This is a genomic window from uncultured Bradyrhizobium sp. (assembly GCF_947648125.1).
Taxonomy (GTDB): domain Bacteria; phylum Pseudomonadota; class Alphaproteobacteria; order Rhizobiales; family Xanthobacteraceae; genus Bradyrhizobium.
Window position 1 is genome coordinate 64494 of sequence record NZ_CANSMR010000010.1, and the last position, 19581, is coordinate 84074.

Annotated in this window: 18 protein-coding genes; 3 read left to right on the forward strand and 15 right to left on the reverse strand. The window is 65.0% G+C overall.

Going from position 1 to position 19581, the window contains the following annotated elements; translation table 11 throughout:
* Positions 1–247: 247 nt before the first annotated feature.
* The 13 genes from lnt to murJ form a co-directional block, all read right to left on the reverse strand.
* Positions 248–1861 (reverse strand): apolipoprotein N-acyltransferase, encoded by a 1614-nt coding sequence (gene lnt / locus Q0030_RS19195; protein WP_298370274.1) that lies wholly within the window; start codon positions 1859–1861, stop codon positions 248–250.
* Positions 1858–2970 (reverse strand): hemolysin family protein, encoded by a 1113-nt coding sequence (locus Q0030_RS19200; protein ID WP_171947917.1) that lies wholly within the window; start codon positions 2968–2970, stop codon positions 1858–1860. The genes lnt and Q0030_RS19200 overlap by 4 nt, the downstream gene beginning before the upstream one ends.
* A gap of 1 nt (position 2971) precedes the next feature.
* A complete protein-coding gene (gene ybeY / locus Q0030_RS19205) occupies positions 2972–3469 on the reverse strand; it encodes an rRNA maturation RNase YbeY (RefSeq protein ID WP_298370277.1) in 498 nt (165 codons plus the stop codon).
* Between the two features lie 68 nt (positions 3470–3537).
* Positions 3538–4548, reverse strand: coding sequence for a PhoH family protein (locus Q0030_RS19210; RefSeq protein WP_298370279.1), 1011 nt, complete (start codon positions 4546–4548; stop codon positions 3538–3540).
* A gap of 65 nt (positions 4549–4613) precedes the next feature.
* Entirely contained in the window at positions 4614–6002 is a 1389-nt protein-coding gene (gene miaB, locus Q0030_RS19215; protein WP_298370281.1) for a tRNA (N6-isopentenyl adenosine(37)-C2)-methylthiotransferase MiaB, read from the reverse strand.
* A 184-nt stretch (positions 6003–6186) separates the two neighbouring features.
* Complete coding sequence (locus Q0030_RS19220) at positions 6187–6870, reverse strand: HAD family hydrolase (protein WP_298370283.1); 684 nt, start codon at positions 6868–6870, stop codon at positions 6187–6189.
* Positions 6871–6875: 5 nt separating this feature from the next.
* Positions 6876–7328 carry a Fur family transcriptional regulator gene (locus tag Q0030_RS19225; protein WP_173639705.1) on the reverse strand — a complete coding sequence of 151 codons (453 nt, stop codon included), beginning with the start codon at positions 7326–7328 and terminating at the stop codon, positions 6876–6878.
* Between the two features lie 68 nt (positions 7329–7396).
* The gene (gene rimI / locus Q0030_RS19230) at positions 7397–7882 is read right to left on the reverse strand and encodes a ribosomal protein S18-alanine N-acetyltransferase (RefSeq protein ID WP_097671272.1); all 486 of its coding nucleotides are present in this window, start codon (positions 7880–7882) and stop codon (positions 7397–7399) included.
* Complete coding sequence (gene tsaB, locus Q0030_RS19235; RefSeq protein ID WP_298370290.1) at positions 7879–8574, reverse strand: tRNA (adenosine(37)-N6)-threonylcarbamoyltransferase complex dimerization subunit type 1 TsaB; 696 nt, start codon at positions 8572–8574, stop codon at positions 7879–7881. The genes rimI and tsaB overlap by 4 nt, the downstream gene beginning before the upstream one ends.
* A gap of 86 nt (positions 8575–8660) precedes the next feature.
* Positions 8661–9230, reverse strand: coding sequence for a NifU family protein (locus Q0030_RS19240; RefSeq protein WP_298370292.1), 570 nt, complete (start codon positions 9228–9230; stop codon positions 8661–8663).
* Between the two features lie 271 nt (positions 9231–9501).
* Positions 9502–9996, reverse strand: a complete 495-nt coding sequence (locus Q0030_RS19245; protein WP_092120638.1) for a universal stress protein — start codon at positions 9994–9996, stop codon at positions 9502–9504.
* A gap of 140 nt (positions 9997–10136) precedes the next feature.
* Complete coding sequence (trpS, locus tag Q0030_RS19250; RefSeq protein ID WP_298370296.1) at positions 10137–11189, reverse strand: tryptophan--tRNA ligase; 1053 nt, start codon at positions 11187–11189, stop codon at positions 10137–10139.
* Between the two features lie 66 nt (positions 11190–11255).
* Positions 11256–12794 (reverse strand): murein biosynthesis integral membrane protein MurJ, encoded by a 1539-nt coding sequence (gene murJ / locus Q0030_RS19255; protein ID WP_298370299.1) that lies wholly within the window; start codon positions 12792–12794, stop codon positions 11256–11258.
* A gap of 93 nt (positions 12795–12887) precedes the next feature.
* Here murJ and Q0030_RS19260 point away from each other — a divergent pair, with 93 nt between their 5' ends.
* On the forward strand, positions 12888–13889 hold the full coding sequence (locus Q0030_RS19260) for an adenosine kinase (RefSeq protein ID WP_298370302.1): 1002 nt from the start codon (positions 12888–12890) through the stop codon (positions 13887–13889).
* A 131-nt stretch (positions 13890–14020) separates the two neighbouring features.
* On the opposite strand, the gene Q0030_RS19265 is transcribed toward Q0030_RS19260, so the two are convergent.
* Positions 14021–15724 carry an AMP-binding protein gene (locus Q0030_RS19265; RefSeq protein ID WP_298370305.1) on the reverse strand — a complete coding sequence of 568 codons (1704 nt, stop codon included), beginning with the start codon at positions 15722–15724 and terminating at the stop codon, positions 14021–14023.
* Between the two features lie 148 nt (positions 15725–15872).
* Positions 15873–17066 (reverse strand): serine hydrolase domain-containing protein, encoded by a 1194-nt coding sequence (locus tag Q0030_RS19270; RefSeq protein ID WP_298370307.1) that lies wholly within the window; start codon positions 17064–17066, stop codon positions 15873–15875.
* 346 nt (positions 17067–17412) lie between these two features.
* Here Q0030_RS19270 and Q0030_RS19275 point away from each other — a divergent pair, with 346 nt between their 5' ends.
* The gene (locus Q0030_RS19275; RefSeq protein ID WP_298370310.1) at positions 17413–17736 is read left to right on the forward strand and encodes a hypothetical protein; all 324 of its coding nucleotides are present in this window, start codon (positions 17413–17415) and stop codon (positions 17734–17736) included.
* A 182-nt stretch (positions 17737–17918) separates the two neighbouring features.
* A complete protein-coding gene (locus Q0030_RS19280; RefSeq protein WP_298370313.1) occupies positions 17919–19415 on the forward strand; it encodes an NAD-dependent succinate-semialdehyde dehydrogenase in 1497 nt (498 codons plus the stop codon).
* Positions 19416–19581: the final 166 nt, after the last annotated feature.

The window sequence follows — 19581 nt, forward strand, 5'->3', positions numbered from 1 at the left end:
GGATTGCGCGCCCGGGGGGTGAGGCAAGTTGGACGTGGAGTATGCCTCAGGCGCCGGTGCCGTCAAATCCTGCAAGGAGGATCGGGACGAAATGCGGACAATTTGCGCAAAGGGGCTGACTTGGCTTGTGATTTCGCGTGGACCCGTACAATGCGAAGTGCACGGTCGATCTGTCAACAGGTGGAATCACGCTGAGGTAAATTTCGACACTTTTTCGGGTTCGTGTGACAACCGGCGATAAGCGCCGTCAGGCCTTTCGCCTGACAAAACGCCTCCGCAATACGATTGCGAGGGCAACTAACACAATCACGGCGGCGGGGATGTTGCCGACACGCGCATAGATCGTCGGCGCGATGGCCGTCGGCAGGCCGGCATCGAGCACGCCTTCGATGCCGAGCCCGAGCTGGGCGACAATCCGCCCGAGCGGGTCGATGATGGCCGAGATGCCCGTATTTGCGGCGCGCACCATCGGCAGGCCTTCCTCGATCGACCGCAGCCGGGCCTGCTGCAGATGCTGATAGGGGCCGGTCGAGATTCCGAACCAGCCGTCATTGGTGACGTTGATGATCCAGCCGGGACGGTCGTCGCGGCTCACGACATTGCCGGGGAAGATCGCCTCGTAGCAGATCAGGGGCAGCGCGCGCGGCGCATTCGGAATATCGAGCGTGCGACGGATCGTGCCGGGAATGAAGCCGCCCTGCACCTTGGTGAGCTGCACGAAGCCGAGCTTCTCCATCCAGTCCTGGAACGGCAGATACTCTCCGAATGGGACAAGGTGCAGCTTGTCGTAGACCGCAAGCACGCTGCCATCATGGTCGATGACGTAGATCGAATTATATGCGCGGGTGACGCGGACGCCGGGCGGCAGATCGGGCGCGCGCACCGAACCGGTGATCAGCACGGTTCCCTTCGGCAGCAAATCGGCGATCTGCGCCATCGCGTCGGCTTCCTTGGTCAGGAAGAACGGGAAGGCGGATTCCGGCCAGATCAGGATGGTGGAGTCGCTCACGCCGGTCGAGTGCGGCCCGGAGGCGCGATCCGACAGAGTGAGATATTTCTGCATCACCGCCGCCTTGGCGGAGTAGTTGAACTTGGCGTCCTGCTGCAGATCGGGCTGCATGATGCGCAGCTTGACGCCGCTGGCCATGCTGGTCGGCCGTTGCGAGAGGCGGACTGCGCCGAACGCCAGCATCGCGGCGAGCACCAGCACCGCGGCCACCGGCGCGCGCCACGGCTTGCGGCCGCGCGAGGCGCCGTCGATCAACACGGCGGGGCTTGCGAAGATCGCGACGGCCAGGAACGTCATGCCCCACAGCCCGATCAGCGATGCGGTCTGGGCCAGCGCCAGGGGTTCGGTCAGCGCGTAGCCGAATGCATTCCACGGAAAGCCGCTGAGGAGATGGCCGCGCAGCCATTCCGAAATCGTCAAGCTAACCGCCAGCGCTAGCACGCGCGAGGCGTCGCGCGGCCAGATCAGCCTTGCCAGTGCGAAGCCGAAGGCGGTGAACAAAGCGAGGTAGGCGGGCAGGCCGAGCACCGCGAACGGCGTCAGCCAGGCGAAGGTGTCTGCATCGACGAAGAAGGCGTAACCGATCCAGTACAGTCCCGGCACGAAATAGCCGAGGCCGAACCAGAAGCCGGACAGCGCTGCGGCGGGTACGCCGCGCCAGCGTCCCGCAGCGCTACCATCGATCAGCCAGACCGCGATCGAAAAGGTCAGGAACAGGACCGGCCAGGCGTTGAACGGCGCCATCGCCAGCGAGGACAAGGCGCCCGCCGCGAGCGCGAGCACGGCGCGCTTCCATCCCCAGGTCAGGATGACGGCGAGGCCGATCGATCGGAGCTTGTCGGAAAGCCTCACTGCGGACCGGCTCCCTCGCCGGGCGGCGGCATGTTGTCATTCGCCTGCGGGTTGCCGGAGTCCGGCGCCTGCTCACGGCGCCGCTCGCGTTCCTTGCGCGGTGCCGGCCGTTCTTTGCGCGTCGTGATCCGCACGCGCTTGACCCGCCGCGGATCGGCGTCGAGCACCTCGACCTCGTAATTGCCCGGACCGGAAATCACCTCGCCGCGCACCGGCAGGCGGCCGACGAACGACACCAGATAACCGCCCAGCGTCTCGACCTCCTCGCCGGCCTCGCCGGTGACGAAGTCTTCGCCGATCACCGAACGGACATCGTCGAGGCTGGCGCGCGCGTCGGCGATAAAGGAGTTGTCCGGCTGGCGGACGATGGACGGCGGCTCGTCGGAATCGTGCTCGTCGTCGATCTCGCCGACAATCTGCTCGACGATATCCTCGATCGACACCAGTCCGTCGGTGCCGCCATATTCGTCGACCACCAGCGCGAGATGGATGCGCGAGGCCTGCATCTGCGCCAACAGGTCGATCGCGCGCATCGACGGCGGAATGTAGAGCAGCTTACGGATGATATGGGCGTCCGCCAGCGGCAGCGCGAGATCGACGCTGCGCAGATCGAGCCCGGCCGGGAACGGCTTCTTGCGCTTCGTCTTGGTCGCGTCGGTGACGCGCGCCTTCGCGGTCATGAAGGCGAGCAGGTCGCGGATGTGCACCATGCCCTCGGGGTCGTCGAGGGTTTCGTTGTAGACAACGAGCCGCGAATGCGCCGCGCTCTCGAACAGGCTCATCAATTCGCCGAGCGGGATGTCGCGCTTGACCGCGACGATGTCGGCGCGATGGATCATGACGTCGGCGATCCGCCGCTCGTTCAGCGACAGGATGTTGCGCAGCATGGTGCGCTCGATCGCCGAGAAGCCGACATCGTCGGGCGTCGAGGCGTCGAGTACCACCTGCAAATCGTCGCGCACCGAGCCGGCTTTCCAGCCGAACAGCGTGCGGATCGCGCGCACCAGCCAGCCTTCGGCTGCCGGGCGCTGCACCTCGCCTTCATGCACGACGGCGGGCAGGTTGCTCACATTGCGCGGATTGTCATGGGTCGGGTCGGAATCCGGCATGTCAGGCGATCCGATCCGCATAGGGGTCGGGAATGCCGAGGGAGGAGAGGATCTCGCGCTCGAGCGCCTCCATGTCCTCGGCATCGTCATCGTTCTCGTGGTCGTAACCGATCAGATGCAGGAAGCCATGCACCGCGAGATGGCTCAAATGATGGTCGAACGGCTTCTGTTCTTCATCGGCTTCGCGCCGCGTCGTCTGATAGGCGATCGCGATGTCGCCGAGCATGCGCGGGGCATCGTCGGGTCCGCCGGCGCCTTCCGGCTGCAGCGCCGGAAACGACAGCACGTTGGTCGGCTTGTCGATGCTGCGCCAGTTGGCGTTCAGGGTGCGGATTCCGGCGTCGTCGGTCAGCATCACTGCAAGCTCGGCGTCCGCGACATCGGCGTCGGCGATTGCGGCGGCGGCCTCGATGGCGCGGTGAATCACCGCGTCGGCATCGGGCTCGGCCTGCCAGCATTCGGCGGTGACGAGAACGTCGGTTGCAGGAAAAGCAGACACGTTGGTTTCAAAATCTGCGTTATGGCCGGAACCCGCATCGCGCGGGCTCGCGGCCGAAGCTATTGGTCTCAAGATCTGGCGTTTGCCGGCTTTTGCGGCAATCCCTCATAGGCGGCCACAATGCGCGCCACCAATTCATGGCGGATGACGTCCTCGGCCTTGAAATGCACCTGTGCGATGCCCTCGACGCCATCGAGCAGCTTCACGGCTTCGGTGAGCCCCGAAGCCTGGCCGTGCGGCAGGTCGACCTGCGACGGGTCGCCGGTGACGATCATCCGGCTGTTTTCGCCGAGACGCGTCAAAAACATCTTCATCTGCATCGTCGTGGTGTTCTGCGCCTCGTCGAGGATGATGGCGGCATTGGTCAGGGTGCGGCCGCGCATGAAGGCGAGCGGCGCGATCTCGATCTCGTTGCCCTGCAGCGCGCGCTCGACGACGCGGGCATCCATCAGATCGTACAGCGCATCGTAGATCGGACGCAGGTACGGATCGACCTTCTCCTTGAGGTCGCCAGGCAGGAAGCCGAGCCGCTCGCCGGCTTCGACCGCGGGTCGCGTCAGGATGATGCGATCGACTTCCTTGCGCTCGAACAGTTGCGCCGCATGGGCGACCGCGAGCCAGGTCTTGCCGGTGCCGGCCGGGCCGATGCCGAACACCAATTCATGCCGCTTCAGCGCGCGGATGTAGGAATCCTGCGCCGCGGTGCGGGCGCGCACCGGACGCTTGCGCAGATTGATCGTTTCAAACGTCGGCTTGGCGGTCTTGTTGTCGAATTCGAACAGCGAGCCCTGCGCGATCACGACGCGGATGGCGCCTTCGACTTCGCCCTGATCGAGGTCGTGCCCTTCGACGGCCTGCGCGTAGAGTGTCTCGAGCACGCGCCGCGCCGCGTCGCAGCCGTCGCGGGAGCCCGCGATGGTGAGATGATTGCCGCGGGAATCGACCACGACACCGAGCCGCCGCTCGATCAGCGCCAGATTCTGTCCATAGGGGCCGACCAGCACGGATGCGGCACGATTGTCGTCGAAATCGATGACGACCTGAGTTTCAGGAGGCCGGGTCTCAGGTGGCATTTGCATGTCGCGGTCAGGTTTGCGGCTGGGAGCGAGCGAAGACGAATCCGATGCGCTTTTGGGCAAGGATTTCAGGCTCCAATGGTCTGCGAAATGAGGCCGGGTGCAGATTGGGTCGCGAGCTCGCCGATCAGGCTGTAGCGCTCGAGGCTGTCGATCCTCACCGGGAGGACCTGGCCGATGATGTCAGGCGATGCCATCACATGAGCGGGCTGCAGATAGGCGGTCCGGCCGACGATCTGGCCCGGATTGCGCGCAGCGCGCTCGAACAGCACATCGACCGTTGTGCCAATCGCAGCACGGTTGAAGGCCGATTGCTGGCTGTCGATCAATTCCTGAAGCCGCCCCAAGCGCTCGTCCATCTCGGCTGCTGACACCGTCTCCCGCATCTCCGCCGCCGGCGTGCCTGGCCGTGGCGAATACTTGAATGAATACGCCGCAGCGTACCCGATTTGCGTGACAAGCGCGAGAGTGGCGGAAAATTCTTCCCTGGTCTCGCCGGGGAAGCCCACGATAAAATCTGATGAAAAAGCAATGTCTTGCCGGGCGGCCCGGAACCGGTCGATGACGCGCCGGTAGTCATCGGCGGTATGTTTCCGGTTCATGGCGGCAAGGATCCGGTCCGCCCCCGATTGCACCGGCAGGTGCACGAACGGCATCAGTCCGGGCAAATCGCGATGCGCAGCGATCAGGTCGTCGTCGACGTCGCGCGGATGGCTGGTCGAATAGCGCAGCCGCATGACGCCTGGAATGTCCGCGAGCCGCTGCAGCAATTTGCCGAGCGGCCAGACGCGGCCGTCGGGGCCTTCGCCGTGGTAGGCGTTGACGTTCTGTCCGATCAGCGTGAATTCGCGCACGCCGTTATCGGCGAGCTGCTTCACGTCGTCGATGATCCTCGCGACCGGACGCGAGACTTCCGCGCCGCGCGTATAAGGCACCACGCAGAAGGTGCAGAACTTGTCGCAACCTTCCTGCACCGTGACGAACGCGGAGATGCCGCGGGCGCGGATCGCATCCGGCTTCGGCTGCGGCAGGAAGCCGAACTTGTCCTCGACCGGGAATTCGGTCTCCAGCGCACGGCCGTTTTCCTGGGCGCGCTTCAGCAGCGCAGGCAGATGATGATAGCTCTGCGGCCCGACCACGATGTCGACGGTCGGCGCACGATGGATGATCTCGGCGCCCTCCGCCTGCGCGACGCAGCCGGCGACGGCGATCTTCATCTCGCGGCCCTGGCGCGCGGCCTCGTCCTTGGTGACGCGCAGCCGCCCGAGTTCGGAATAGACCTTTTCCGAGGCCTTCTCGCGGATATGACAGGTGTTGAGGATCACGAGGTCGGCGTCTTCGGCGCTCGCGGTCTCGACAAAGCCCTCGCCGGCCAGCGTGTCCACCATGCGTTGCGCATCGTAGACGTTCATCTGGCAGCCATAGGACTTGATGTGCAGCTTGCGCGGCGTCGTCATGGAACCTTGAATGCGAAAATGGAAACGGCGCCATCAGGGCGCCGTTGCTCAAATAAGGCTTAAACCGGGGAAAATCCAGCGTCCTACGGCGTCATTCCGGGGCGATGCGCCAGCATCGAACCCGGAATCTCGAGATTCCGGGTTAGCTCCCTTCGGCCGCGCCCCGGAATGACCCGGAGTGGGCTTAGTCGGCGATCTGGATGTCAGCCCCAATCCGACCGATCAAATCGGGCAATTGGCGCATATCGGCAAAGGTTATGGCCGCGCCGGCCTGGCGCAGCAGGTCCTCGTGTTCCGCCGTGCAGTGGCTGCCGCCGTAAAAGCCGAGCACGGTCATCCCGGCGGCGCGGGCGCCGGTGACGCCGGCCACGCTGTCCTCGATCACGACACAGCGCGCAGGGCTGGCACCCATCTGGGTGGCTGCGAACAGGAAGAGATCGGGCGCCGGCTTGCCGCGCTTGACCTGGGTGGCGGAGAAAATATGCGGCGCCAGCCGGTCGTAGAGCCTGGCACAGGTCAGGCCGTGATGGATCTTCTCCGGCGTACCGCTCGACGCCACGCATTTCGGCAAGGCAAGCGCTGATATCGCTTCGCCGACATGCGCGATCGCGCTGAGATCGTCGGCATAGAGACTGAGCGTCGCGTGCTTGACCTCGGCCTCGAAGCTCTCGGGCAGCGCGCGTCCGATCTCGCTTTCGACGATGCGCCGGGCCTCCCGGTCGGACACGCCGAGGAAACGCTTCAGCACGCCGTCGGGCGTGATCGGAAAGCCGTGCCGAGTCAGCGCGTCCGCATGTGCGCGACAGGAGATCACCTCGCTGTCAACCAGCACGCCGTCGCAGTCGAAGATGACGAGTTCGAAACTCACCCGGCTTACGACTTGCCGTCTTCGTCGAGCGGGACGCAATAGAGCTCGAGCCGGTGATCGACCAGCTTGTAGCCGAGCTTGCGCGCGATCTCGGCCTGCAGCTTCTCGATTTCCTCGGAGGTGAATTCGATCACCTTGCCGTCGCGCAAATTGATCAGATGGTCGTGATGGCTCTCGGGCATCTGCTCGTAGCGCGCGCGGCCCTCGCGGAAATCGTGACGCTCGATGATGCCGGCATCCTCGAACAGCTTGACGGTGCGATAGACCGTCGAGATCGAGATCTTGTCGTCGACTGCCACGCAGCGGCGATAGAGCTCCTCGACATCGGGATGATCCATGGCCTCCGCGAGCACCCGCGCGATCACGCGGCGCTGTTCGGTCATGCGCATGCCGGTCGCAGCGCAGCGCGCCTCGATGCCGGTATTTTTATGCGCCGGCGGGATTTTCACCGTGGTCATGGGTTTCGAGCCGTATTCTTCAAGCCTTGGGTGGCAGAGCAGGGCGCTGTTCTGCCATCGCGCCGATGTTACGACAAGTCGCGCCGCATCAGAAGCGCGTTCAAATGTTCCCCGCCGGGCTGCTTGTAATAGCGTTCGCGGCGGCCGATCACGCCGAATCCGGCCCTTTCATAGAGCCGTCGCGCCGGCTGATTGTTCTCTTCCACCTCGAGGAAGATGGTGCGGATGCCGCGGCCGGCAAGATGGCCGAGATGGGTCAACAACAGGTCGCGCGACAGGCCGCGCCCGCGCTGATTGGAATCGATCGCAATCGACAGGATTTCCGCCTCATCCGCCGCCATCCGCGAGACGGCGAAGCCGATCACCCTGCGGCCCTGCCGCAGCCGGTGCACCAGCGTGTTGCGCTCGGTCAGCATCGCCTCGAATTCACCTTCGCCCCAGCCGCGATGAAACGACGCGCCGTGCAGTTGCGCGAGCCGCGCTGCATCACGCAACGATGCGGGCTCGACCGCGGGCGGACCGCCGCCCCACCATCGCGACAGCCAGCCGGTCATGTCGATGGCGGCGCGCTGATGACCAGGCGATCCTTCGGCGGTTTCGCGTCGGGTGCGCGCAAATAGAACGGACGCGGCGGCGCAGTGTCGGGATCCACGGCGGCGCCGACCCAGGCAACCCAAGTGATGTCGGGCGCGGGCTGCCTGTCGACCTTGACCGGCGGAGCGGCATCCGCAGGCCAGCGCTCGGCAAGGACGTTGGCGGCGTTGCCGACCAGATGCAGCGCGCCGAACTGTGCGGCCTCGAGCGCTTCGGCGATCGGCGCAACCTTCGGCTTGAGCATCAAGCTGCCGTCGCCGGCGACCAGCTGGAAATAGACGTGATCGTGCCGCGCATCGATTGCCGACAGGATCGGCGGTGCGCCATTCTCGGCAACCACGGGCGCGGCGTAGGCGGCAAGCGTCGACAGCCCGACCACGGGCTTTTCCGCTGACAGTGCGAGGCCGCGCGCTGCCGAGAGCCCGACGCGGAGGCCGGTGAAACTGCCGGGTCCGGTGGTGACGGCGATGCGGTCAAGCCCGGCAAAGCCGATGCCGCTCGCTTTCATCACCCGCGCGATCAGCGGCATCAGCGCCTCGGCATGGCCGCGCTGCATCGCCTGCGATTCGATGGCGATGGTGTTGCCGGAGTTGGTGTCGAGCACCGCCGCGGAGCAGGCGTCGAGCGCCGTATCGATCGCGAGAATCATCATGGGAGGGCGAATGGCTGATAGCGAATAGCGAATGGACTATCAGGGTGGATCCCTATTCGCCATTCGCTACCCACCATTGGCCTCCATCACATCGGCCGGACTTCCTGCACGTCGGGCACGAAGTGCCGCAGCAGGTTCTGGATGCCGTGTTGCAGGGTCGCGGTCGATGACGGGCAGCCGGCGCAGGAGCCCTTCATGTTGAGATAGACGATGCCGTCCTTGAAGCCGCGGAAGGTGATGTCGCCGCCGTCATTGGCAACCGCCGGACGCACCCGGGTCTCGATCAGGTCCTTGATCTGCTCGACGGTCTCGGCGTCTGCCTCGTCGAAGAACTCGCCTTCCTCATCGCGGGCGTCGTCGCTACCAGCGGCGCCGTCGGCGAGCAGCGGCGCGCCGGACATGTAATGCTCCATGATGGCGCCGAGGATCGCGGGCTTGAGGTGCTGCCAGTCGCCGTCCGCTTTCGTCACCGTGACGAAGTCGGCGCCGTAGAACACGCCGGTGACGCCTGCGACGGCGAACAGCCGTTCGGCGAGCGGCGAGCGTGCGGCGGATTCGGGCGAGGAGAATTCCATGGTGCCGCTGTCGAGCACCATGCGGCCCGGAATGAATTTCAGGGTGGCGGGATTGGGCGTGGCTTCGGTCTGAATGAACATTTGCTGTCTCCGGCGTCGCCGGTTCAAGGCCGGCGCGTTGGGTTCCCCTACCAGATGGCAATTAAAAAGCCTGCGATCAAGCTGCAAAACCGCGGTTCCAGGCCCGCAACGGCGGATTCTGAGTGACAGGGCGGCGATGAAGCCGGGCCTTACGCCTCATACTCGTCATGCCCGGCCTTGTGCCGGGCATCCACGTCTTCGGTGCCACTTGCGAGAAAGACGTGGATGGCCGGGACAAGCCCGGCCATGAACGGAAGGTTGTGCATCTTCCCTAGGACAGGGCGTCGATCTCGGCGTCGGTCAGGCCGCCCGGCACGATCGTCACCGGGATCGGGAACGCCCCCATGGTCTTGGCCATGGTGGTGATGATCGGCCCGGGCCCCTCGGCGCCCGGATTGGCGGCCAGCACCAGCATGGCGATATCGACGTCCTTGTCGATCACGTCGAGGATCTGCTCGGTCGGGTCGCCTTCGCGAATCACCCGCTCCGGGGTGATCGCGGCGATCCCGTTGGCTCGGCCGGCGGCGCGGTCGAGCGCCTCGTTGGCGGCCTCCTCGGCCTCCGCGCGCATGATGTCGGCGACCCCCAGCCATTGCTGGTTCTGGTCCTCGGTCTCGATCACCCGCAGCATCAGAACGCCGCCGCCGACCCGGATCGCCCACCGGCTAGCGTAATAGACCGCGCGGTCCCATTCCGCGGTGTCGTCAACGATGACGAGGCATTTCGGCTTGTGACCTGTCTCGTAGCTTCGTCGCTGGGCGGTCATGCATGTCCCGGTGCTGAACCAACAAGCATGATCCGGAAAAGTGCGCAGCGGTTTTCCGAAAAGATCATGCTCGAACCAGGCCCATGCTGCCACACTCCCTCCCTGTTGGGGAGAGGGCGCGCGCAGTTCTGCCGGTGATGTCAGCGCTGGCGGATGAAGCCGACGATGTCCTTGGTGATGCGCATGGTCTCGTCGGCGATGCCGCGGGCGCGGTTGGCGCCGTCGATCAGGATCGAATCGACATGGCCGGGATCGGCGACCAGCTTCTTCATCTCGGAGGCGATCGGCGCCAGTTTTGCGACGCAAACCTCGACCAGCGCGTTCTTGAAGCTGGAGAACTGCCCGCCGCCGAACTGCGTCAGCACCTCCTGCTTGGAGACGCCGGCGAGCGCGGCGTAGATGCCGACCAGATTGTCGGCCTCGGGGCGGGTCTCGAGGCCCTTTTCCTCCGACGGCAGCGGCTCCGGATCGGTCTTTGCCTTGCGGATCTTTTGCGCGATGGTGTCGGCGTCGTCGGTGAGATTGATGCGCGAATTGTCTGACGCATCCGACTTCGACATCTTCTTGGTGCCGTCACGCAGGCTCATCACCCGCGTCGCCGGCCCCGTGATCAGCGGCTCGGGCTGCGGGAAGAACAGGCCGTCGGCAAAGCCATGGCCACGGATCGAATCGCCGAAATCATTGTTGAACTTCTGCGCAATGTCGCGGGACAGCTCCAGATGCTGCTTCTGGTCCTCGCCGACCGGCACATGGGTGGCGCGGTACAAGAGAATGTCGGCAGCCATCAGCACCGGATAGTCGTAGAGGCCGACCGAGGCGTTCTCGCGGTCCTTGCCGGCCTTCTCCTTGAACTGCGTCATGCGGTTCAGCCAGCCGATGCGCGCGACGCAGTTGAAGATCCAGGTCAGCTCGGCATGGCCGGCGATCTGGCTCTGGTTGAACACGATGTGCTTCTTGGCATCGATGCCCGAGGCGATGAAGGCGGCGGTCACCTCGCGGGTATTGCGCGCGAGTTCGGTCGGGCCGCCCCAGACCTCGATGCCTTGCGTGATCGCATGCATGTCGACGACGCAATAGATGCAGTTGTGGGTCTGCTGCATCTTCACGAAGTTGACGATGGCGCCGAGGTAGTTGCCGAGGTGCAGATTGCCCGTCGGCTGGACGCCTGAGAAAACCCGTTCAACGAACGCCATGGTCTCGATTCCCGGAAATTGCGGCTTTGGCGGCGTCGTTTGCCACTTAAGCCCCGCGTGCGCAAGTCAGGCCGGGCGTCTTTGCCTGACGGCGTTAACCGCCTCACGCCAGCCTGTGACGCCGAAAAGCTGCAAGAACAGCCCGTAACCGGCGATCCCGGCCGTGATCAGCACGAGGAGGGAGGCCGCCTGCACGAAACCGTGGCCGCCGGCCGCCGGCAGCGCGCCTGCGGCGAGCCACAGCAGGCCACCCATCGCGAGCGCTGCGGCCAGGATGCGCGGCAGCCGGCGGCGCGCCTCGGCATCGATCGAAAAGCCGAAGGTCGCGGCGCCCTTGCGGATCAGCGTCAGCGCATTGCTCCAGGCGCCGAGCGCGATGCCAGCGGCGATTCCGCTCGCGCCGAAGATATGGCCGAGCAGGAAGGCCGCCGCGATCGCGACCACGATGGCCTTCAGCGTCGCAAACAGCGGCGTCAGCGTGTCCTCGCGCGCAAAGAACGCCGGCGACAGCGCCTTCACCAGCACATGCGCCGGCAAAGCCAGCGTCAGCCAGATCAGGGCTTGGGCGGTTGCCGCGGAATCCTCCGCAGTGAACGCGCCATGCTCGAACAGCATCCGCACGATCGGTTCGCTCAGCACCATCAGGCCGAGCGTTGCCGGCAGCGCCAATCCGACGGCGAGTTCGAGCCCGCGCGATTCCGCATGCGCGATCGCGGCATGCTCGCCGCTGCGCACCGCGCGGGTCATCTCCGGGATCAGCACGGTGCCCATGGCGACGCCAACGATGCCGAGCGGCAGCTCGAGCAGACGGTTGGCGAAATAGAGCCAGGACACTGCCGATGGCGAGGTCGACGCGATCACCGCGCCCGCCACCATGAGCCATTGCGGCGCGCTGCTCGCGACCATGCCGGGGACCGCGCGGCCGAGAAAGCCGCGCATCTCGGGATCGAAGGAGACGCGCAGCGGCGCGGCAAGCTTTGCGCCGCGCAGCGCCAGCATCGACAATTGCAGGAAGCCGGCGACGCCGATCGTCGCGGCCATGACCAGCGCGGCCTGCACCGGCTCCTGCTGCCGCGCCAGCAGTACGGCCATCACTGATATCAGCGCGATGTTGAACAGCAGCGGCGAGAACGCCGTCAGCGCAAAGCGTCCCTGCGCATTGAGCAGCGCCATCATCACGGTGACGGGGCCGGCGAAGGCGAGATAGGGCAGCATCAGCCTCGCGTCGTCGACGGCGAATTGCAGCGTGTCGCGGCCGACGAACCCCGGCGCGATCGCCGCGATCACCAGCGGCATCAGCACGCCGATCACGAGCGCCGCCGCGATGACAGCGGCGCTGACGGTGCCCAGCACGCGGCCGGCAAACGCGGTCGCCGCGGCCATGCCTTTCGCGTCGCGCGCCTTGAGCCAAGCCGGCACCAAGGCGGCATTCAATCCACCCTCAGCCAGCAGCCGTCGCACCACATTCACAAGCTGAAATGCCGCCAGGAAGGCATCCGCCACGGGCCCTGCGCCGAGCAGCGCCGCGATCACGGAATCGCGCACGAAACCGAGCAATCGCGAGGCCAGCGTTCCCGAGGAGACCGTGAGGAAGGAGCGGAACATGGAGCTTGTATAGCAGTCGCTTCCCTTGCTGGCGCTAGGCCTAACGTGATAGGTCGCGGCTCTTGTTGGGTGGCGTTAACACAGGGCAGGTCTATGGCTGACGCAAAATATGACGTTCTCGGGATCGGCAACGCGATCTTCGACGTGCTGGTGCAGACCGACGAGGGGTTCCTTGCCCGTCACGGCATGACCAAGGGCTCGATGCAGCTGATCGACGAGGCGCGTGCCACCGCGATCTACAGCGACATGGGCGTGGCGACTGAGATGTCGGGCGGCTCGGCTGCGAACACCATCGTCGGCGTCGGCAATCTCGGCGCCCGCGCCGCCTATGTCGGCAAGGTCAAGGACGACCAGATCGGCAAACTCTACGTCCACGACATCCGCGCCGCCGGCGTGACCTTCGACACCGCGCCGGCCAAGAGCGGGCCGGCCACTGGCTGCTCCTACATCCTGGTGACGCCGGATGGCGAGCGCACCATGAACACCTATCTCGGCGCCGCGCAGGACCTGACGCCCGACGACATCGATCCGGCCCAGATCGCAGCCGCCAGCATCATCTATCTTGAGGGCTATCTCTGGGATCCGAAGAACGCCAAGGACGCCTTCGTGAAGGCGGCTGAGATCGCGCATGGCGCCGGCCGCCAGGTCGCGCTGACGCTGTCGGATTCGTTCTGCGTCGATCGCTACCGCGACGAATTCCTCGATCTGATGCGCAAGGGCACCGTGGATCTGGTGTTCGCCAACGAGTCCGAGCTGCACTCGCTGTACCAGACCTCGGATTTCGACACTGCGCTGAAGCAGTTCGGCAAGGACACCAAGCTCGGCGTCGTCACCCGCAGCGAGAAGGGCTGCGTGGTGATCTCAGGTGATGGCGTCGTATCGGCGCCCGCCTCTCCGATCGACAGGCTTGTCGACACCACCGGCGCCGGCGACCTCTTCGCGGCGGGCTTCCTCGTCGGTCTCGTGCGCAATGTCGGCCATGAGAATGCCGGCCGCCTCGGCGCGCTCGCGGCCGCCGAGGTGATCCAGCACATCGGCGCCCGGCCGCTGGTGTCGCTGAAGGAGCTGGCGAAGCAGAAGGGGTTGCTAGTTTAGGGCAGGATACTTCCTCTCGTCATGGCCGGGCTTGTCCCGGCCATCCACGTCTTTTTTCTTGTCACGGATTCGAAGTCGTGGATGCCCGGGACAAGCCCGGGCATGACGATGTGGAGAGAGTGGGGCGTCCCTCACGCCGTCTTCGCAGCCTTCAATCCGAGCCGCTGCTCGACCGCGTCGCGCATCACGAATTTCTGGATCTTGCCGGTCACCGTCATCGGGAATTCGTCGACGAACTCGACATAGCGCGGGATCTTGTTGTGAGCGATCTGGCCCTGGCAGAAGGCACGGACCTCGTCCGCGGTCAGCGTCTCGCCTTGGCGGACCCTGACCCAAGCGCACAGTTCCTCGCCATAGCGCTGATCGGCGACGCCGAAGATCTGGACGTCCTGGATCTTCGGATGGCGGTAGAGGAATTCCTCGATCTCCCGCGGATAGAGATTTTCGCCGCCGCGGATCACCAGGTCCTTAATGCGGCCGACGATGTTGCAATAGCCCTCGTCGTCGATCACGGCGAGATCGCCGGTGTGCATCCAGCCATTGGCGTCGAGCACGTCGCCGGTCTTTTCCTTCTCCTCCCAATAGCCTGACATCACGCTGTAGCCACGTGTGCAGAGCTCGCCGCGTTCGCCGCGCGGCACCACTTTGCCGTCGAGATCGACGACCTTGACCTCGACATGCGGATGGATGCGGCCGACGGTGGAGACGCGGCGCTCCAGCGGATCGTCGGTCGCGCTCTGGAAGCTCACCGGGCTGGTCTCGGTCATGCCGTAGGCGATCGTCACCTCGCGCATGTTCATCTCGGTGTTGACGCGCTTCATCACCTCGATCGGGCAGGGCGCGCCGGCCATGATGCCGGTGCGCAGCGACGACAGGTCGAAGCGCTTGAACTCGGGATGATCGAGCTCGGCGATGAACATGGTCGGGACGCCATACAGCGTGGTGCATTTCTCCTGCGCGACCGTCGCAAGCGTCGCCAGCGGATCAAAACCTTCGCCGGGATAGACCATGGTGGTGCCGAGCGTGACGGAGGCGAGATTGCCCATCACCATGCCGAAGCAATGATAGAGCGGCACCGGAATGCAGATGCGGTCCTGCTCGGTCAGGCGCATGGCGCGGCCGGTGAAATAGCCGTTGTTGAGGATGTTGTGATGCGTCAGCGTCACGCCCTTCGGCGAGCCGGTGGTGCCGCTGGTGAACTGGATATTGACGGGATCGTCGAATTGCAGGCTGTCGCCGAGCGCCGCAAGCTGTTCGCGATGACGCCCGCCGCCCATCTGCGATACCTGCTCGAACGGAATGGTGCCCGGCGCCGCCGGTCCACCGATCTGGATCACGGCGCGCAATTGCGGCAGCCGCGCCGATCGCAGATGGCCGGGCTCGGCGCTCGCAAGCTCCTGCAGGAGCGTGTTCAGCATCTCCATATAGGCCGAGGTCTTGAACGCGGTCGCGGTCACGATCGCGGCGCAGCCGACCTTGCCAAGCGCGAATTCGAGCTCGCTCAGCCGGTAGGCGGGATTGATGGTGACGAGGATCAGGCCGGCCTTCGCGGCGGCGAATTGCGTCAGCGTCCATTCCGGCCGGTTCAGCGACCAGATGCCGATCCGCTCGCCGCGTTGCAGCCCGAGCGCTAGGAAGCCGGCCGCCAGCGCCTCGACGCGCTCGGCGAATTCGTTCCAGGTCCAGCGCACATTGTGGCTGGGCGAGACCAGCGCCTCGCGATCGCCCCAGCGCGCGCGTGCGCGATCGAGGCTGCGGCCGATGGTTTCGCCGAGCAGCGGCGTATCGGAAATGCCGCAGACATAGCTGTCTGCCTTGGGTGCTGGGGGTACCAAGATCGTCCTCCTCGTGGTCGTGTTCGTGTCGTCACGCTTTTTTGCGCGATCTTAGTCGTTTGGTGCCGGCAGGACAGGCCCGACCTATGGCGGGTATGAAAAATCCCTCCCCGCAAGGGGAGGGATTTCTTGTTGCTGGACTGGAACCTCAGGCCGCCCTCTGCCCGCTGCCGGCGTCGAGCCCGGCATAGATGCCCTTCTCGAAGCCCGCGAAGGCCTCGAGGCTATGCTTGTCGGCGAACGGCAACAGCTGGGTCAGGATCACGCCGCAGACGTCGCGCGACGGATCGATCCAGTAATAGGTGTTGGCAAGGCCCGCCCAGGCGAGGCTGCCGGCGCTGCGGCCTTCCGGCGTCTTGGCGGTGTTGATGAGGAAGCTCAGTCCCCACTTCTTCACCTGATCGGGATAGAGATCGACGTCGTTGGTGTAGGGCGGCGCCGCCGTCGTCATCTTGACGACATTGATGTCGCCCATCTGGTTCTGCCCCATGGCCGCGACGGTCTCGGCCTTCAGCAGCTGGTTGCCGTTGCCTTTGCCCTTGTTCAGGATCATCTGGCAGAACTTGAGGTAGTCGGCCGCGGTCGAATACAGCCCGCCGCCGCCCATATGGAATTCAGGGTTCTGCTCGAGCTCGAATGGGATCGCCGCCAGCGTGCCGTCCTCACCGCGCGCGTGCATGCCGACCAGGCGCTTGCGCATGTTGTCTGAAATCTTGAAGCCGGTGTCGCTCATGCCGAGCGGCGCGAACATGTTGTCACGCAAATACGCATCGAGCTTCTTGCCGGATGCGGCTTCCACGGCCTTGCCGACGAAGTCGATATTGATGCCGTATTCCCAGCGTGTGCCGGGCTCGTTGGCGAGCGGCGTCTTCAGCGCGGCATTGAGGCACGAGATGATCCCGGGCGTGCCGGTCTTTTCCATGTATTTGCCCATGTCGGCGTTCCACAGGTCGTAGCAGAAGCCGGCGGTGTGGGTCATGAGTTGGCGCAGCGTGATCGGCGTTTTCGCCGGCCGCAACTTTGGCTCGCCCTTGGCGTCGAAGCCTTCCAGCACCTGTGGTGCGGCGAGATCGGGCAGCAGCTTGCCGATCGGCTCATCGAGCGAGAGCTTGCCCTGCTCGACCAGTTGCATCGCGCCCGCGGAGGTCACCGCCTTGGTCATCGAGGCGATCCAGAACACGCTATCCGCCGTCATGGGATCGCTCTTGGAAAGGTCGCGTTTGCCGAACGCGCCCTCGTAGATCACGTCCTTGCCGGTGGCCGCGATGGCGACCACGCCGGGAATCTCCTTTGCCTCGCTCTTCTGCCGCAATACCTGATCGATCTGAGCCTTGCTCTGCATTGGGGGCATCCTCCGGTGGGTTTATTGTTTTGAAGTGGGCGGATCATCCTCCCGCTTTTCCGCTCCCGCAAGGCGGGCGCGCTGCGATGATGTCGCGATGTCGTGACAGCAGGGCCGCACTGGAACGGCTTCGCTGAGAGGATGTTCACCACGCGCGCAGATTTTGCGGTGGACTCCGCACAAGTCCCGGTGACCTCCGACGACGGCCACGGTAACGTGATCAAGGAATGATTTTCGTACCTGATTTTTTGCATTAACGCATTCAGATCGCTGCACAAACAGTACGGCGGATTAGGCCGGATTTGACGAAAAACGTCGTCATTTCCAGCCTTGCGGGGACGCAGCAATGATTTCGACATGGAGTGAATGGAAGCGCTATCCGCGGCCAGGCCGCGGCGACAATATCGAAGCGCCGATCAGCCCGGGTCTCTACGAAGTTCGCTACGCGGGTACCGGCGCCCTGCACTCGTTCGAGGCCGTCGACAATGTCGCCCAGGCGCTGGCGCTGCTGCTGACCGGCACCAAGTCCTGGTTCGGCCGCCGCGACGCGCGGGCGCAGGCCGACCTCGAATACCGGACCTGCGCGACCTCGACCAAGGCGGATGCCAAGGCCGCGGCCGAACGGATGATCGGCCGTCGTGAAACCTACATGTCGGGCGGCGCGATCTGACGGAAGAATGATGCGCAATCGCGCATCTGAGGTTCGATGCGACTCATCGCCCCGGAACGGCAGCTCGCAACGGCGCCGCGTTTGCGTCCAAGCAGGGTCGCGCTGGCCGCCAGTGCATCGCAGCGGCTTTCCGCCTATATAGGCGGCGAATACCCCTCCAAAGAAATTCCAGGAGTAACGCCATGACCCCGCCCGTCGCCGCACGCGCCACGCAATCCGCAGCATCCTCCCTGCAAAGCCGCCTGAAGGATCCGTCGCTGCTGCGCGACCGCTGCTACATCGACGGCGCCTGGGTCGGCACGCCGGAATTCGCCGTCAACAATCCCGCGACCGGCGTCGAGCTGATCAAGATTCCGCAACTGGGCGCTGACGATACCACCAGGGCCGTCGAGGCCGCCCAGCGCGCGTTTCCGGCCTGGGCCAAGCTGACCGCCAAGCAGCGCTCCAACACCTTACGCAAATGGTTCGACCTGATCATCGCCAATCGCGAGGATCTCGCGCTGATCCTGACCTCCGAGCAGGGCAAGCCGCTGGCTGAGGCGCTCGGCGAAGTCGATATCGGCGCGGCCTATGTCGAGTTCTTCGCGGAGGAAGCGCGCCGCGTCTATGGCGAGACGATTCCGACCCAACGTCCGGATGCCCGCCTGCTCGCGATCCGGCAGCCGATCGGCGTCTGCGGCGCCATCACGCCGTGGAATTTCCCGAACTCGATGATCACGCGAAAAGTGTCGCCGGCGCTGGCGGCCGGCTGCACGGTGGTGCTGAAGCCCGCCAACGAGACGCCGCTGTCCGCGCTCGCGCTGGCGGTACTGGCCGAAAAGGCCGGCGTGCCGAAGGGCGTGCTCAACATCGTCACCGGTGATGCGCCGCCGATCGGCAAGGTGCTGTGCGAGCATCCGGCGGTGCGGTTCGTCGGCTTCACGGGTTCGACCAATGTCGGCAAGATCCTCTACCGGCAAGCATCGGTCGGCGTGAAGAAGCTCGGCCTCGAGCTCGGCGGCAACGCGCCCTTCGTGGTGTTCGACGATGCCGACATCGACGCCGCGGTCGACGGCGCTATCGTCTCCAAGTATCGCAACATGGGCCAGACCTGCGTCTGCGCCAATCGTCTCTACGCGCAGGACAAGATCTACGACCAGTTCGTCGAGAAGCTGTCGAAGAAGGTCGCCGAGATGAAGATCGGCGACGGCACGGAGGCCGGCGTGACCCAGGGACCGCTGATCAACATGAAGGCGATCGAAAAGGTCGAGCGGCACATCGCCGACGCCGTGAAGGGCGGTGCCAAGGTGGTGACCGGCGGCAAGCGGTCCTCGCTGGGCCGCAGCTTCTTCGAGCCGACCGTGCTGTCGGACGTGAGACCCGACGCGCTGGTGGCGCAGGAGGAAACCTTCGGCCCGCTCGCGCCGGTGATCCGCTTCAAGGACGAGGCCGACGTGATCGCGATGTGCAACGCCTCGCCGTTCGGTCTTGCCTCCTACTTCTATTCGCGTGACATCGGCCGCGTCTGGCGCGTCGCCGAAGCGCTGGAGTCGGGCATGGTCGGCATCAACTCCGGCCTGATCACGACCGAGGTCGCACCCTTCGGCGGCGTCAAGGAATCGGGCCTTGGCCGCGAAGGCTCGCGCCACGGCATGGATGAATATGTCGAGATCAAATACGTGATGATGGCCGGCGTCTGATCGCCGGGCCGCGTCCCTTCGCCCTTTGCGGGTGAGGGGACGCATGCCGGCGAATCCGTCAGTCGTCATTGTCGGCTGCTCCGTCTGCCGGCGTGCGACAATTCACCGCGTCCGCCGAATGATGTCGCTGCGATCGCTGCGGCAATTGCATCAAGAATCTTTCTAA